The organism is Streptomyces sp. NPDC053665 (assembly GCF_055585285.1).
On the sequence record NZ_JBVJKK010000007.1, the window covers coordinates 39,023 to 52,811 of the forward strand.

Below are 13,789 nucleotides of genomic sequence, written 5' to 3' on the forward strand. Positions count from 1 at the left end.
CGGGCGCGCACGACATGCCGCAGACGTCTGGAGCACCCATGGCCCTGAAGATCACCGTGATCGGCACCGGTTATCTCGGTGCGACCCACGCGGCGGCCATGGCCGAGCTGGGCTTCGAGGTGCTGGCCCTCGACGTGGTGCGCGAGAAGATCGAGAAGCTGGAGCGCGCCGAGGCCCCGATGTACGAGCCGGGCCTGGACGACCTGCTGCGCCGGCACGTCGCCGGTATCGAGGGCTCCAGCGGACGGCTGCGCTTCACCCAGGACTGGGCCGAGGTGGGCGCCTTCGGCGATGTGCACTTCGTGTGCGTGAACACCCCGCAGCGGCACGGCGAGTACGCCTGCGACATGTCCTACGTGGACTCCGCGATCGCCTCGCTCGCCCCGCACCTGCGCGGCCCGGCCCTGGTGGTCGGCAAGTCGACCGTGCCGGTGGGCTCCGCGGACCGCCTCGCCTCCTACCTGGCCGCGCACGCGCCCGCCGGGGAGGACGCCGAGCTGGCCTGGAACCCGGAGTTCCTGCGCGAGGGCTTCGCCGTCGACGACACGCTGCACCCGGACCGGATCGTGGTGGGCGTGCGCAGCGAGCGGGCCGAGAAGCTGCTGCGCGAGGTCTACGCGACGCCGGTCTCCGAGGGCTCGCCGTTCGTGGTGACCGACTTCCCGACCGCCGAGCTGGTGAAGACGTCCGCCAACTCCTTCCTCGCGACGAAGATCTCCTTCATCAACGCCATGGCGGAGGTGTGCGAGGCGGCCGGCGGCGACGTGGCCAAGCTCGCGGAGGCGATCGGCCACGACGACCGCATCGGGCGCAAGTTCCTGCGGGCCGGCATCGGCTTCGGCGGCGGCTGCCTGCCCAAGGACATCCGGGCGTTCATGGCGCGCGCCGGTGAGCTGGGCGCGGACCAGGCCCTGACCTTCCTGCGGGAGATCGACTCCATCAACATGCGCCAGCGCGGCCAGATGGTGGAGCTGGCGCGGCAGGCGCTGGGCGGCGGCCCGTTCCTGGGCAAGCGCGTGGCGGTACTGGGCGCGACCTTCAAGCCCGACTCCGACGACGTGCGGGACTCCCCCGCGCTGAACGTCGCCGGGCAGATCCACCTCCAGGGCGGCCAGGTCACGGTCTACGACCCCAAGGGCATGGACAACGCCCGCCGGGTCTTCCCCACCCTCGGCTACGCCGGCTCGGCGCTGGACGCGGTGCGCGGCGCGGACATCGTGCTGCACCTGACGGAGTGGCGGGAGTTCCGCGAGCTGGACGAGGAGGCCCTGGGCGAGGTCGCCGCGGCCCGCGTCATCCTGGACGGCCGCAACGCGCTCGACCCGGAGCGCTGGCGCAAGGCCGGCTGGACCTACCGGGCGATGGGCCGCCCGCAGGCCTGAGCGCGCGGCGCGCGAGACACGCGGGACAGATGACGCCGGTTCGGCCGAGGCTCAGTCGGCCGAACCGGCGTCCTGCTGCATTCTGCCCCACCGAGGCGGACCGCGGGGCGGTTGAGGGCTCCCGGGGCCCGTCCGGCCCCGCCGGACCCCCGGTGCGGTCGCGCCTGACTCCTGGCGCGACCGGTCCACGCGGGCCGCTCGCCTAGCCCTCCTTGGCCCGGTACCTGCGCATCTTCGCCCGGGCCCCGCACACCTGCATGGAGCACCAGCGGCCGCGGCCGGCCGGGCTGCGGTCGTAGTAGGCCCAGTGGCAGTCGGCGGCCTCGCAGGCCTTGAGCCGGGACCAGGCCCCGGTGACCAGCGACTCGGCGACGGCGGCCGCTACACGGGCGGGCAGGCCGCGGCCGTCGGCGGGGGCCAGGGCGGCGGCGCCGGTCGCGGGGTCGACCGTGACGACGAGCGGGGCCGTGGCCAGCAGTTCCCCGAGCGGTGTCACCGCGCGGTGGGGCGGATGCCCGGCGTGGGCGAGGAGGACCGCGCGCAGCGACTCGCGCAGTTCGCGCGCCCGGTCCGCCTCCTGCGGGGTGATCCCGAAACGCGCCCGGCCCTCGGCCGTGTCCAGGGCGTCGGCGCCCGACTCGATGTCCAGCGTGTTGACCAGGGCCTCGACCAGGGCCAGGCCGCCGGGCGCGGGCGATCTCTCCGTCATGGCTGGACCGTACCTCTCGCGTTTTCCCTTGCGAGGTTACCGCCGATACGGGAGCATGCAGTAACGGTTACCGGTTACCCGTCCTCTGTCGGTAACACGACGGATGTCACGACGGGTGACGAGAATGCGAGGAGGAAGTCATGGCACTGGCCAAGCTGGGTGTCGTCGTCCTGGACTGTCCCGATCCGCGCGCACTGGCCGGCTTCTACGCCGAGGTGCTCGGCGGCACGCCGACGGTGGAGACCGACGGGGAGGACGAGTGGGTCGACCTGAAGGTGCCGGGCGGTCCGGACCTGGCCTTCCAGTCCGCCGCCGGACACGTGCCGCCCCGATGGCCCTCGCCGGAGCACTCCCAGCAGTTCCACCTGGACCTGGTGGTGGAGGACCTGGACACGGCCGAGAAGGGCGTCCTGGCGCTGGGCGCGAAGGTGCTCGACGCCGAGGACCGGGAGCGCAGCTTCCGGGTTTACGCCGATCCGGCCGGGCACCCGTTCTGCCTCTGCGCCTGCTGACCCGGGGAGGGTTCATGTCCGTGGTGGCACGTCTTCGTTCGGTGGTCGTCGACTGCGCCGACCCCCGCGCACTGGCCCGCTTCTACGCGCAGGTCGTCGGCGGGACGCCGGAGGACCACGGTCAGGACTGGGTGGTGCTGCACATACCCGGCGGTCCCCGGCTCGCCTTCCAGCGCTCGCCGGACCACACACCGCCCGAGTGGCCCCGGGCCGACCGCAACGCCCAGCAGTTCCACCTGGACCTCGACGCCGGGTCGACGTGGGAGGAGATCGACGCGGCCGAGGAGCGGGTGCTGGCGCTGGGCGCACGGGTGCTGGACAAGGAGGACGACGTCAAGAAGGACTTCCGGGTCTACGCCGACCCGGCGGGGCATCCGTTCTGCCTCTGCCGCATCGAGCACGGCTGACCGGCGGGCCCGTCCGTGAGGACGGGCCAGTCAGCCGTCCAGTTCCGCGATCGTGGCGGCGGACGGCCGGCGCCGCTGCTGGGCGGCACGGGCCGTGAAGTCCGCGCCGCGCAGCACGCGTTGCACGTTGCCCCAGGTGAGCAGGGCCACGTCGGCCTCGTCCCAGCCGCGCCGCAGCAGCTCCGCGACCAGCCTGGGGTAGCAGGAGGTGTCGGCCAGCTCCTGCGGGTGGGCGGAGCCCGAGTCGTACGTACCGGACAGTCCCACGCTGTGGGCGCCGGCCACCGCGCGCACGTGGTCGAGGTGGTCGGCCACGTCCCGCACCGTCGGCCCGGTCTGCTCGGCGGTCAGCGGCACCAGGCACAGCCCCTTGGCCGCACCGAGCTCCGCCAGCAGGTCGTCGGGGAGGTTGGCCGGGTGGGGGCGGATGGCGCGGGCGGCCGAGCGGCTGCACAGCACGGGCGCCCGGGACAGGGACAGCACCCGGCGGATGGTGGGGACGGACGCGCCGGACAGGTCCGCGATCACCCCGAGCCGGTTCATCTCGCGCACCACCTCCTCCCCGAACCGGGTCAGCCCGGCCTCGCTCGCCCAGGTCACCCCGGTCAGGGTCAGCGCGCGCACGCCGAGCCGGTGCAACTGGCGCAGGATGCCGAGCGAGTCGCCCACCGCCGGCGCACCGGCGGGCCCCAGCAGCACGGCGACCCGGCCGCAGTTGCGGGCGTCCACGACCTGTCCGGCCGTGGTGGCCAGCCGCAGCCCCTCGTCGCAGGTCCGGGCGACGGTCCTCGCCAGGTCCAGCTGCTCCAGGGTGGCGCCGACGGCCCGGTCGCCGTCCAGCCCCTCCGGCAGGTGCAGGGACCAGAACAGCGCGCCGACCCGGCCCTCGCGCAGCCGGGGCACGTCCGTGTCGACCGTGGTCTCGCCCTCCTCCAGGTCGTACCAGGACAGCCGCTTCAGCGCCCAGGGCAGGCCGTTGTAGCCGTCGGCCACGGGGTGCGCGGCGAGGATCGCGCGGGCCCGGGTCAGGGGCGCGTCGTCCGGGTCGGAGACGGGCTCGTAGGTCTCCGCCGGGACGACGGCCTCGTCGGGGTACGGGCCGGGCAGGTCGTCCAATTCGCCGGCCGCGGCGGTGGGGCGCAGCTCGTCCTGGAGGTCTGCCATGGCGGCTCCCGTACGGTCGTTCGTGAGGTACGGTCACCGTCGCACGCGGCAGGGGGTTGTTCCTGGTGGGCGGGGCGTTCGGGGTACGGGTCCGGGGCCCCCGGGGGCCTCAGCGGGCGGGCGCGTCCAGCGACTCGATGGTGGCGTGGGACGGCGGGCGGGCCGTGTGCAGCGCGCGGGCCACGTCCTCCGCCGCGTCCAGCACCCGGACGGCGTTCTTCCAGGTCAGCTTGGTCAGGTCCGCTCTGGACCAGCCGCGGTCGAGGAGTTCGGCGATCAGGTTCGGGTAGCCGGAGACGTCGTCCAGTCCGGCCGGGGTGAAGGCCGTGCCGTCGTAGTCGCCGCCGATGCCGAGGTGGTCCACGCCCGCGACCTCGCGCATGTGGTCCAGGTGGTCGGCGACCGTCGCCACCGTGGCGACGGGCCGCGGGTGGCGTTCCTCGAAGGCCCGGTGGACCTTCATCGCCCCGGCGGTGGTGTCGAGGTGGTGGAAGCCGTGGGCGCGCATGTTCTCGTCCGCGGCGGCCGTCCAGTCGACGGCGGCCTGCAGCACGAACTTCGGCACGAACGTCACCATCGCCATGCCGCCGTTGGCGGGCAGCCGCTCCAGGACGTCGTCCGGGACGTTGCGCGGATGGTCGCAGACGGCCCGGGCCGAGGAGTGGGAGAAGATCACCGGGGCGGAGCTCGCGTCGAGCGCGTCCCGCATGGTCGTCGCGGCCACGTGGGAGAGGTCGACGAGCATGCCGAGGCGGTTCATCTCCCGGACGACCTCGCGGCCGAACGCGGTGAGACCGCCGGCCTTCGGCACGTCCGTCGCGGAGTCGGCCCAGTCGACGTTGTCGTTGTGGGTGAGCGTCATGTACCGCACGCCGAGCGCGTACAGGCCGCGCAGGGTGCCCAGGGAGTTGGCGATGGAGTGGCCGCCCTCCGCGCCCATGAGGGAGGCGATGCGGCCCTCCGCCCGGGCGGCCTCCATGTCGGCGGCGGTGAGCGCCGGGCGCAGATCCGCGGGATACCGGTCCAGCAGCCGGCGTACGCAGTCGATCTGCTCCAGCGTGGCCGCGACAGGGTCGGGCGAGTCGGTGCGCACGAACACCGACCAGTACTGCGCACCGACCCCGCCGGCCCGCAGCCGGGGGATGTCGGTGTGCAGGTGGGCGCTCTGGTCGGCGGCCACGTCCCGGGCGTCGAGGTCGTAGCGCACCTGCTCGCGCAGCGCCCAGGGCAGGTCGTTGTGCCCGTCGACGACGGGGAACTCGGCCAGCAGCGCCCGGGCGTCGTCGAGGGACGGCACGCCGGTCACTTCCCGAACCCGAAACCGCCGCCCGCGCCCTCGACCTTGGAGCGCAGGCGCTTGCCCTTCTCGGTGGCCTGGTCGTTGAGCTCCTGCTGGAACTCCCGCATCCGCGTGCGCAGGTCCTCGTCGTGCGCGGCGAGGATGCGGGCCGCGAGCAGTCCGGCGTTGCGGGCGCCGGCGACGGACACCGTGGCGACCGGCACACCGGCCGGCATCTGCACGATCGAGAGCAGGCTGTCCATGCCGTCGAGGTACTTCAGCGGCACGGGCACGCCGATCACGGGCAGCGGCGTGACCGAGGCGAGCATGCCGGGCAGGTGGGCGGCGCCGCCCGCCCCGGCGATGATCACCTTGAGCCCGCGCGTGTCGGCCTGCTCGCCGTAGGCGACCATCTCGCGCGGCATGCGGTGCGCGGAGACGACGTCGACCTCGTAGGCGATCTCGAACTCGTCGAGGGCCTTGGCGGCGGCCTCCATGACGGGCCAGTCGGAGTCCGACCCCATGACGATGCCAACAACAGGGCTCATTCGGTGATGGTGCCTCTCAGGTAGCCGGCAGCGTGACGGGCGCGCTCCAGCACGTCGTCCAGGTCGTCGCCGTAGGTGTTGACGTGTCCGACCTTGCGGCCGGGCTTCACGTCCTTGCCGTACATGTGGATCTTGAGCTGGGGGTCGCGGGCCATGCAGTGCAGGTACGCGGAGTACATGTCCGGGAAGTCGCCGCCGAGGACGTTGACCATCACGGTCCACTTGGCGCGCGGGCGCGGGTCGCCCAGGGGCAGGTCCAGGACGGCGCGGACATGGTTGGCGAACTGGCTGGTGACGGCGCCGTCCATCGACCAGTGGCCGGAGTTGTGCGGGCGCATGGCCAGTTCGTTGACGAGGATGCGGCCGTCGCGGGTCTGGAACAGCTCGACCGCGAGGTGGCCGACGACGCCGAGCTCCTTGGCGATGTTCAGCGCCATCTCGGAGGCCTCCAGGGCGAGGGCCTCGTCGAGGCCGGGCGCCGGGGCGATCACGGTGTCGCAGACGCCGTTCACCTGCTGCGACTCCACCACGGGGTAGGCCACGGCCTGGCCGTGCGGGGAGCGGACCACGTTGGCGGCCAGCTCCCGGACGTAGTCGACCTTCTCCTCGGCGAGGACGGGGACACCGGCCCGGAAGGGGTCGGCGGCCTCCTCGACGGAGTCGACGACCCACACGCCCTTGCCGTCGTAGCCGCCGCGGACGGTCTTCAGGACGACGGGGAATCCGTCGCCCTCGGCCGCGAAGGCGGCCACGTCCTGCGGGTCGGACACGATCCGGTGCCGGGGGCAGGGCACGCCGATCGCGTCGAGTCTCGCGCGCATCACCCCCTTGTCCTGGGCGTGCACGAGCGCGTCCGGGCCGGGGCGCACGGGGATGCCGTCCGCCTCCAGGGCCTTGAGGTGCTCGGTGGGTACGTGTTCGTGATCGAAGGTGATCACATCGCACCCGCGCGCGAACTCGCGCAGCGTGTCGAGGTCGCGATAGTCGCCGACGACGACCTCGCTCACGACCTGCGCAGCGGAGTCCTGCGGGGTGTCACTGAGGAGCTTGAACCTGATGCCGAGCGGGATGCCCGCCTCGTGTGTCATACGAGCGAGCTGGCCACCGCCGACCATGCCGACTACCGGGAACGTCACCCTCTTAGGGTATCGGCCGCGCCAGGGTGGCCGGTTTCCCGTCCCTCCTGGGGCCGGGCCGGACCGTCTGCGGCCGTCCCCCGGCGTCCGCAGGAAGATCGCGCGGGCGGGTGGTTAGCATGGCTGCGTTGACGCCGACCACGGACGGGGGCCTGTACGACCATGGCAGATGGTGCCTCCGGGCTTCGGCGTTTCGTCCGCGAAGTCGCCAAGTTCGGCGCGGTGGGCGGGGCCGGGGTGCTGGTCAACCTGCTGGTGTTCAACCTGGTGCGGCACGTCACCGACCTCCCGGTGGTCCGGGCCAGCGTCATCGCGACCGTCGTGTCGATCGCCTTCAACTACGTCGGCTTCCGCTACTTCACCTACCGGGACCGCGACAAGTCCGGCCGGACCCGTGAGCTGACCCTGTTCCTGCTGTTCAGCGCGGTCGGCCTGGTCATCGAGAACGGCGTGCTGTACACGGCCACGTACGGCTTCGGCTGGAACACCCCGCTGCAGAACAACGTCTTCAAGTTCGTCGGCATCGGCGTCGCGACCCTGTTCCGCTTCTGGTCCTACCGCTCCTGGGTCTTCCGGGCCCTGCCCGCCGCCGCGGAGCCGGTGGCCCGGCCGGAACCGGTCCGCCCGGCCCGGACCGGCCAGCGGGTGCCTTAGGGCCGGCGGGCACCCGGCCCTCCCGCGGACCGGACCTAGCGGACCGTCGGCTCGTCGCCGTCGAGGGACTTCTGCACCGGGGTGCGGGACAGGAACAGGCCGAAGACCGGGGGCTTGGTCTGCAGCATCTCCAGGCGGCCGCCGTCGGCCTCGGCGAGGTCGCGGGCGACCGCCAGGCCGATGCCCGTGGAGTTGCGGCCGCTGATCGCGCGCTCGAAGATCCGGGCGCCCAGGTCCGCGGGGACGCCGGGGCCCTCGTCGGTGACCTCGATGACGGCCTGGTTGCCGGTGACGCGCGTGCGCAGCGCGACCGTGCCGCCGCCGTGCATCAGCGAGTTCTCGATCAGCGCGGCGAGGACCTGCGCCACCGCGCCGGGTGTGCCGACCGCCTCCAAGTGGCGCTTGCCGGAGCTGACGATCGCCCGGCCCGCGCTGCGGTACGCCGGCCGCCACTCGGCGAGCTGCTGCTGGATGACCTCGTCGAGGTCGAAGGTGACGGCGGAGCCCGTGCGCGGATCGCGCGAGTTGGTCAGCAGCCGTTCCACCACGTCCGTCAACCGCTCGACCTGCGTCAGCGCGATCGTGGCCTCCTCCTTCACCGTGTCCGGGTCGTCGGTGAGGGTGATCTCCTCCAGCCGCATGGACAGCGCCGTCAGCGGGGTGCGCAGCTGGTGGGAGGCGTCGGCGGCGAGCCGCCGCTCGGCGGTCAGCATGCGGGCGATGCGCTCGGCCGAGCCGTCCAGCACGTCCGCGACCCGGTCCAGCTCGGGCACCCCGTACCGCTTGTGCCGCGGGCGGGGGTCGCCCGAGCCGAGCCGCTCGGCCGTCTCGGCCAGGTCGGTCAGCGGCGAGGCGAGCCGGTTCGCCTGGCGCACGGCCAGCAGGACGGCGGCGACGACCGCCAACAGGGCGACCAGGGCGATGATCAGCAGGGTGCGGCCGACCTCGCGGGTCACCGAGGAGCGCGGCTCCTGGACGGTGACGGTCTCGCCCTCCTCACCGGGGGCGGTGGCGCTGATGACGTCCCCGGCCGGCTGGGTGCCCACCTCGATGGGCGCCTCGCCGGGGATGCGGATGACGGCGTAGTAGCGGTCCTGCGTGACCTGGTCGCGCAGCACCTCGGCGTCGACCTGCTGCTCGCCGAAGAGCCGGCTGTCCACGATGCTGGCCAGCCGCACCGCTTCGGACTCGACCCGCTCGCGGGCGCTGTTGCTGATCGTCCGCGTCTCGACGATGACGAGGGAGACGCCGAAGACGGCGATCACCACGAGCACCACGGCGAGTGTGGACTGGATCAGTCGGCGGCGCATGTTCTCTTACCCGATCCCCCGTGCCGGCCCGCGGTTCAGCTCTTCTCGAAGCGGAAGCCCACACCGCGCACGGTGGCGATGTAGCGGGGGTTGGCCGCGTCGTCGCCGAGCTTCTTGCGCAGCCAGGAGATGTGCATGTCGAGGGTCTTGGTCGAGGACCACCACGTGGTGTCCCAGACCTCCCGCATCAGCTGGTCGCGGGTGACGACCCGGCCCGCGTCCCGCACCAGCACCCGCAGCAGGTCGAACTCCTTGGCCGTGAGCTGGAGCTCCTCCTCGCCCATCCAGGCGCGGTGCGACTCGACGTCGATGCGCACGCCGTGCGTGGCGGGCGGCTGCTGCGGTTCGGCGGCACCGCGCCGGAGCAGGGCCCGCACGCGCGCCAGCAGCTCGGCGAGCCGGAACGGCTTGGTGACGTAGTCGTCGGCGCCGGCGTCGAGCCCGACGACGGTGTCCACCTCGTCGGCGCGGGCCGTCAGGATGAGGATGGGAATGCTGTGGCCCTCGCCACGCAGGCGGCGGGCCACCTCGAGACCGTCCATGCCGGGCAGGCCCAGGTCGAGCACGACCAGGTCGACGCCGCCCTGCAGTCCGGCGTCGAGCGCGGTGGGTCCGTCCTCACGCACCTCGACCTCGTAGCCCTCCCGGCGCAGAGCACGGGCCAGCGGCTCCGAGATGGACGCGTCGTCCTCGGCGAGCAGTACTCGGGTCATGCAGTGATGGTAGACCTGCACGGCCCTGAGCTGGGGTGTGACCGGAAGGGGCCGCTCTTACCGGGGGCACACCCGCCTCTCACCCGCCTGGGGTATGCGTACGTACCTCTGCCTGTGGGGTGCGATCCTGGTAAGGACCTTCGAAACCGGGTGCGCGGTTCCGTCGAGACCTGTGATCCGCGTCTCAAACCCTTCCATATCCGGCGGTGTCCTGCCGTATGGTGATGCAACGCCTGTAGCACCGCGGCGACCTTCAGAGGCCGTTTGCCCTGAAGGTCTCTTTTGTGTGCGGGCCGGTTCCCGCCGGCCCCCGAAAGTGAACGACCTGTGGCCGGGCCTTCGCGTGCGGCGATGCGCGTGAGGGCGTGGATCCCGGTGGCGACCGCCCACCGCTTCGTGATCCGGAGCGGACCCCCGAAGGCGTCGGGCGGACGGCCGTACGCACCGGTGCCGGCAACCCCCACCGGGCGCGCCACCGCTTGCTGCGGTACGCGTCCCGAGCAGCAAGGAACGACCATGGCGTCCAGCCTGACGAAGGACTCGGCCCGACCGGGCACCCCCGGTTCCGAGAAGACCTTCTTCGGCCACCCCCGCGGACTGGCCACTCTCTTCATGACCGAGATGTGGGAGCGCTTCAGCTTCTACGGCATGCGGGCCCTGCTCGTCGTGTACCTGCTCTCCGGCGGCCCCGACGCCAAGAAGGGCAGCATGGGCGGCGGTCTGGGCATGGACCTCGCCACGACGACGGCGATCTACTCGGTCTACCTGTCGATGGTGTACCTGCTCGCCATGCCCGGCGGCTGGCTCGGCGACCGGGTCTGGGGTCCGCGCAAGACGGTGGCGATCGCCGCGGTCACGATCATGGCGGGTCACCTGGTGCTCGCCCTGCCCGGCGGCCAGGCACCGTTCTTCGCCGGTCTGGGCCTGGTCGCACTCGGCTCCGGTCTGCTGAAGGCCAACATCTCCACGATGGTCGGCCACCTCTACGACGGCCCGGACGACCCGCGCCGTGACGGCGGCTTCACGATCTTCTACATGGGCATCAACATGGGTGCCTTCTTCGCGCCGCTGATCATCGGCACCGTCGGCCAGCAGGTCAGCTGGCACCTCGGCTTCGGTCTCGCCGCGGTCGGCATGGGCATCGGCCTCATCGCCTTCCTCCTCGGCACCCGCCACCTGAGCCCGCAGAGCAACCTCGTGCCCAAGCCGCTGGCCGCCGAGGAGCGCACCTCGTGGCTGCGCAAGGGCCTGCTGTGGCTGATCGTCGCGACCGTCTTCTACGGCGTCGTCGGCCTCACCGGTCACTTCACGCTCAACTGGGCGATGATCCCGCTGACCGTGATCGGTCTGATCATCCCGGCCGGCGTGCTGATCCGCATCAAGCGGGACAAGGAACTCAGCGACGTCGAGCAGTCGAAGATGACCGGCTACATCTGGTTCTTCGTCGCGGCGGCCGTCTTCTGGATGATCTACGACCAGGGCGGTTCGACGGTCCAGGCGTTCGGCGAGACGAAGGCCTCGGGCTCGCTGCTCGGCTTCGACTTCCCGTCCTCCTGGTACCAGTCGCTGAACCCGGTGTTCATCATGGCGCTGGCGCCGGTCTTCGCCTGGATCTGGCTGTGGCTCAACCGCAAGGGCAAGGAGCCGAGCACCGTCGCCAAGTTCGCCGCGGCGCTGTTCTTCATCGGTGTCTCGTTCTTCTTCTTCCTGCTGCCGCTGGGCATGGCCGACGGCGACAAGCTGGTCAGCCCGATGTGGCTGGTGGGCATCTACCTGATCCAGACGGTGGGCGAGCTGTGCCTCTCCCCCGTGGGCCTGTCGGTGACCACGAAGATGGCTCCGGCCAAGTACGCCAGCCAGATGATGGGTGTCTGGTTCCTCGCCGTCACGGCGGGCGACTCGGTGACGGGTCTGCTCTCCAACCCGGCCGTCGGCGGCGTCGACCTCAGCGGCACCGGGGCGGTCGCCGTGGAGGCGGTCCTGGCCGCCGCGGCGGGTGTCGCGGTGTACATGTACCGCAGGAAGGTCAAGGCCCTGATGGGCGACGTGCGCTGACCCTCCGGCGACCTCACGGAAGGGCCGCCACCCCACTCGGGGGTGGCGGCCCTTCCGCATGCCCGGCCCTCCTGGCGGGACGCCAGGCCTAATGCCGGCGGGTGCAGGGGAGCCGCCCGGGCCCCCACGGCCCACCAGCTGCTCATGGCAGGACGGGGACGCCGCCGGGCAGCGCGCACACGCAGCCTGTTGCAGCGGCCGACGTACGGAGAACAACCGGCGCGTGCTGAAGCGGCCGGTGGGCGGGAGTAGTCGGGGTGCTGGACGAATGAGGCCGGTGTCGGTCGCGCGGCCGAGTGGGCGGCGACGCCCTGCCGGAGCAGCGAGGCGGTCTGCGGCCCTCGGGGCCCTCGTCGGCTCCAGGAACGCCTTGGCAGGGCCCTGAAGGGCCCCCCGCGGCCTTCGGGTGTCACCCGGACGGCTCAACGGGTGCTGGAGACGCCGGGAGGCGCACAGCAGGGTCGGTGCAGCCGGGAGGGAGCCGACGCCGGGCCGGGGCATCCGCGGAAGCGAACGCCCCGTGCTGCGGCTCGATCAGGCCGGGGCGCCCAGCTCCGCCCACACGGTCTTGCCCGCGACCCCGGGCGTACGGACGACGCCCCAGTCCAGACACAGCCGCTGGACGATGAACATGCCGTGGCCGCCCGGGCGTCCGGCCCGGTGGGGCGTGCGCGGTGCCGGCTGGCCCGTGCCGCGGTCGGAGACCTCTATGCGGATCACCTTGTTGTCACAGGTGATGTGCAGCTGGTCGGGCCCCTCGGCGTGCAGGCAGGCGTTGGTGACCAGCTCGGACACCACCAGCAGCACGTCCTCGGCGGCGGCCCGCTGGTCGGCGGAGTCCGCCGGCAGCCAGCCCCACGCGTACAGCGCCTGGCGGGTGAAGTCGCGGGCGAGCGGTACGACACCACTCTCGCCCTCGAAGCTCAGCCGGCGCACCTGCCGGCCCCCCGGCGGCGCCACGGCTCCGGACGGCGCGGCCACGCCCTCGACGGACGCACCGGCCGCCGGCTCGCCACCTTCGGACGTCCCGGAAGCGCCGCTGGGCTCCGGCCCGCGGTCGCCCGGCGGGTAAGGCCGGGTGGTGCTCATCAGCGCTTCACCTCACCGATTCACCAGTTCACGATTCAAAGGATTCACTTCACCGTCAGTCACGCGGAAAGCGGCCGGTCGGTTGCGCGGCGCCACTGCCACCCCGGTGGCCGACAGGTTCAGGATGTCTCCTGCCCGGGGGGACCGGCGGAACACCCATGTATTCGGCACCAAACTCGTGACGGTTGTGGAGAACCGGTCACGAGGGGCCGGCCGGGGCTCGGTGCGCCGACGCACCGCCGCTCAGCCCTGTCCTTCGCTCAACGCCGCCTCGATCGTGTCGTGGACACTGAAGACGGCGTCCGCTCCCGTGATCTCGAAGACGCGCGCGACCACCGGCTGCATGCCGACGAGCGAGACGCCGCCACCGGCGGCCTCCGCCTTCAGCCGCGCGCCGAGGAGCACGTTGAGCCCCGTGGAGTCACAGAACTCCAGGCGCGCGCAGTCGATGACCAAGCGCTTGAATCCCTTGGCGAGGCAGTCCTCGAGTGGCTCACGCAACAGATCGGCGGTGTGGTGATCCAACTCACCCGCCGGGGTCACGACGGCACTAGAGCCCTCTTCCCGCACCTCGACCAGAAGCCGGCCAGACTGTGCGCTGCCGACCGTCCCGCGGTCCATGCCGTCTCTCTCTCCCGACGTCGTGGCTGGTTGCTGACGCCCTCGCACACTACGCCCTCCCGCCACGCTTCGACACCCGAACAACTGCACACAAACGGACATATGCCCACAGAACGCACTTGCGGTGGGCTCAGGAAAGCGGGTAGGCCTAGTAGGGACACGTACCCGACACGGCCGGCTTTGGAGGCGCCGCACACCGCAGTGCACGTA

At 72.1% G+C, this 13,789-nt stretch carries 14 protein-coding genes; 5 read left to right on the forward strand and 9 right to left on the reverse strand.

From position 1 onward, the window contains the following. Positions 1–38 precede the first annotated feature (38 nt). Positions 39–1,382 (forward strand): UDP-glucose dehydrogenase family protein, encoded by a 1,344-nt coding sequence (locus tag ACZ6ZN_RS25980; protein WP_398112454.1) that lies wholly within the window; start codon positions 39–41, stop codon positions 1,380–1,382. Between the two features lie 202 nt (positions 1,383–1,584). Here the strand turns inward: ACZ6ZN_RS25980 and ACZ6ZN_RS25985 are convergent, their stop codons facing one another. After that, a complete protein-coding gene (locus ACZ6ZN_RS25985; RefSeq protein ID WP_469649918.1) occupies positions 1,585–2,091 on the reverse strand; it encodes a CGNR zinc finger domain-containing protein in 507 nt (168 codons plus the stop codon). A gap of 140 nt (positions 2,092–2,231) precedes the next feature. Between ACZ6ZN_RS25985 and ACZ6ZN_RS25990 the strand changes: the two genes are divergently transcribed. Both ACZ6ZN_RS25990 and ACZ6ZN_RS25995 read left to right on the forward strand, forming a co-directional pair. Further along, on the forward strand, positions 2,232–2,603 hold the full coding sequence (locus tag ACZ6ZN_RS25990) for a VOC family protein (protein ID WP_398112456.1): 372 nt from the start codon (positions 2,232–2,234) through the stop codon (positions 2,601–2,603). 14 nt (positions 2,604–2,617) lie between these two features. Next, entirely contained in the window at positions 2,618–3,010 is a 393-nt protein-coding gene (locus ACZ6ZN_RS25995; RefSeq protein WP_469649919.1) for a VOC family protein, read from the forward strand. Positions 3,011–3,040: 30 nt separating this feature from the next. Here the strand turns inward: ACZ6ZN_RS25995 and ACZ6ZN_RS26000 are convergent, their stop codons facing one another. The 4 genes from ACZ6ZN_RS26000 to ACZ6ZN_RS26015 form a co-directional block, all read right to left on the reverse strand. After that, on the reverse strand, positions 3,041–4,174 hold the full coding sequence (locus ACZ6ZN_RS26000; RefSeq protein ID WP_451879357.1) for a dipeptidase: 1,134 nt from the start codon (positions 4,172–4,174) through the stop codon (positions 3,041–3,043). Positions 4,175–4,283: 109 nt separating this feature from the next. Then, positions 4,284–5,471, reverse strand: a complete 1,188-nt coding sequence (locus tag ACZ6ZN_RS26005; protein ID WP_451879356.1) for a dipeptidase — start codon at positions 5,469–5,471, stop codon at positions 4,284–4,286. A 5-nt stretch (positions 5,472–5,476) separates the two neighbouring features. Then, a complete protein-coding gene (purE, locus tag ACZ6ZN_RS26010) occupies positions 5,477–6,001 on the reverse strand; it encodes a 5-(carboxyamino)imidazole ribonucleotide mutase (RefSeq protein ID WP_369194402.1) in 525 nt (174 codons plus the stop codon). Then, positions 5,998–7,137, reverse strand: coding sequence for a 5-(carboxyamino)imidazole ribonucleotide synthase (locus tag ACZ6ZN_RS26015; protein WP_398112459.1), 1,140 nt, complete (start codon positions 7,135–7,137; stop codon positions 5,998–6,000). Before ACZ6ZN_RS26015 ends, purE begins: the two co-directional genes overlap by 4 nt. 162 nt (positions 7,138–7,299) lie before the next feature. Here ACZ6ZN_RS26015 and ACZ6ZN_RS26020 point away from each other — a divergent pair, with 162 nt between their 5' ends. After that, positions 7,300–7,791 (forward strand): GtrA family protein, encoded by a 492-nt coding sequence (locus tag ACZ6ZN_RS26020; RefSeq protein WP_398112460.1) that lies wholly within the window; start codon positions 7,300–7,302, stop codon positions 7,789–7,791. A gap of 35 nt (positions 7,792–7,826) precedes the next feature. Here the strand turns inward: ACZ6ZN_RS26020 and ACZ6ZN_RS26025 are convergent, their stop codons facing one another. Together ACZ6ZN_RS26025 and ACZ6ZN_RS26030 are read right to left on the reverse strand one after the other, a co-directional pair. Next, positions 7,827–9,101 carry an ATP-binding protein gene (locus ACZ6ZN_RS26025; RefSeq protein WP_398112461.1) on the reverse strand — a complete coding sequence of 425 codons (1,275 nt, stop codon included), beginning with the start codon at positions 9,099–9,101 and terminating at the stop codon, positions 7,827–7,829. A 35-nt stretch (positions 9,102–9,136) separates the two neighbouring features. Then, positions 9,137–9,814: a response regulator transcription factor gene (locus tag ACZ6ZN_RS26030; RefSeq protein ID WP_150481273.1), complete on the reverse strand. Its 678-nt coding sequence runs from the start codon at positions 9,812–9,814 to the stop codon at positions 9,137–9,139. Positions 9,815–10,330: 516 nt separating this feature from the next. Here ACZ6ZN_RS26030 and ACZ6ZN_RS26035 point away from each other — a divergent pair. Next, positions 10,331–11,869 (forward strand): peptide MFS transporter, encoded by a 1,539-nt coding sequence (locus ACZ6ZN_RS26035; protein WP_398112462.1) that lies wholly within the window; start codon positions 10,331–10,333, stop codon positions 11,867–11,869. A 534-nt stretch (positions 11,870–12,403) separates the two neighbouring features. Here ACZ6ZN_RS26035 and ACZ6ZN_RS26040 read toward each other — a convergent pair. Both ACZ6ZN_RS26040 and ACZ6ZN_RS26045 read right to left on the reverse strand, forming a co-directional pair. Further along, positions 12,404–12,958: an ATP-binding protein gene (locus ACZ6ZN_RS26040; RefSeq protein ID WP_451880013.1), complete on the reverse strand. Its 555-nt coding sequence runs from the start codon at positions 12,956–12,958 to the stop codon at positions 12,404–12,406. 243 nt (positions 12,959–13,201) lie between these two features. Continuing rightward, positions 13,202–13,579 carry an STAS domain-containing protein gene (locus tag ACZ6ZN_RS26045; protein ID WP_398112464.1) on the reverse strand — a complete coding sequence of 126 codons (378 nt, stop codon included), beginning with the start codon at positions 13,577–13,579 and terminating at the stop codon, positions 13,202–13,204. Positions 13,580–13,789 lie beyond the last annotated feature (210 nt).

What these genes read in the sequence shown, in the direction of transcription:
- ACZ6ZN_RS25980 (WP_398112454.1), top strand. Translation starts at nt 39, where the DNA reads ATGGCCCTGAAGATCACCGTGATCGGCACCGGTTATCTCGGTGCGACC.
- ACZ6ZN_RS25985 (WP_469649918.1), bottom strand. Translation starts at nt 2,091, where the DNA reads ATGACGGAGAGATCGCCCGCGCCCGGCGGCCTGGCCCTGGTCGAGGCC.
- ACZ6ZN_RS25990 (WP_398112456.1), top strand. Translation starts at nt 2,232, where the DNA reads ATGGCACTGGCCAAGCTGGGTGTCGTCGTCCTGGACTGTCCCGATCCG.
- ACZ6ZN_RS25995 (WP_469649919.1), top strand. Translation starts at nt 2,618, where the DNA reads ATGTCCGTGGTGGCACGTCTTCGTTCGGTGGTCGTCGACTGCGCCGAC.
- ACZ6ZN_RS26000 (WP_451879357.1), bottom strand. Translation starts at nt 4,174, where the DNA reads ATGGCAGACCTCCAGGACGAGCTGCGCCCCACCGCCGCGGCCGGCGAA.
- purE (WP_369194402.1), bottom strand. Translation starts at nt 6,001, where the DNA reads ATGAGCCCTGTTGTTGGCATCGTCATGGGGTCGGACTCCGACTGGCCC.
- ACZ6ZN_RS26020 (WP_398112460.1), top strand. Translation starts at nt 7,300, where the DNA reads ATGGCAGATGGTGCCTCCGGGCTTCGGCGTTTCGTCCGCGAAGTCGCC.
- ACZ6ZN_RS26025 (WP_398112461.1), bottom strand. Translation starts at nt 9,101, where the DNA reads ATGCGCCGCCGACTGATCCAGTCCACACTCGCCGTGGTGCTCGTGGTG.
- ACZ6ZN_RS26030 (WP_150481273.1), bottom strand. Translation starts at nt 9,814, where the DNA reads ATGACCCGAGTACTGCTCGCCGAGGACGACGCGTCCATCTCGGAGCCG.
- ACZ6ZN_RS26035 (WP_398112462.1), top strand. Translation starts at nt 10,331, where the DNA reads ATGGCGTCCAGCCTGACGAAGGACTCGGCCCGACCGGGCACCCCCGGT.
- ACZ6ZN_RS26040 (WP_451880013.1), bottom strand. Translation starts at nt 12,958, where the DNA reads ATGAGCACCACCCGGCCTTACCCGCCGGGCGACCGCGGGCCGGAGCCC.
- ACZ6ZN_RS26045 (WP_398112464.1), bottom strand. Translation starts at nt 13,579, where the DNA reads ATGGACCGCGGGACGGTCGGCAGCGCACAGTCTGGCCGGCTTCTGGTC.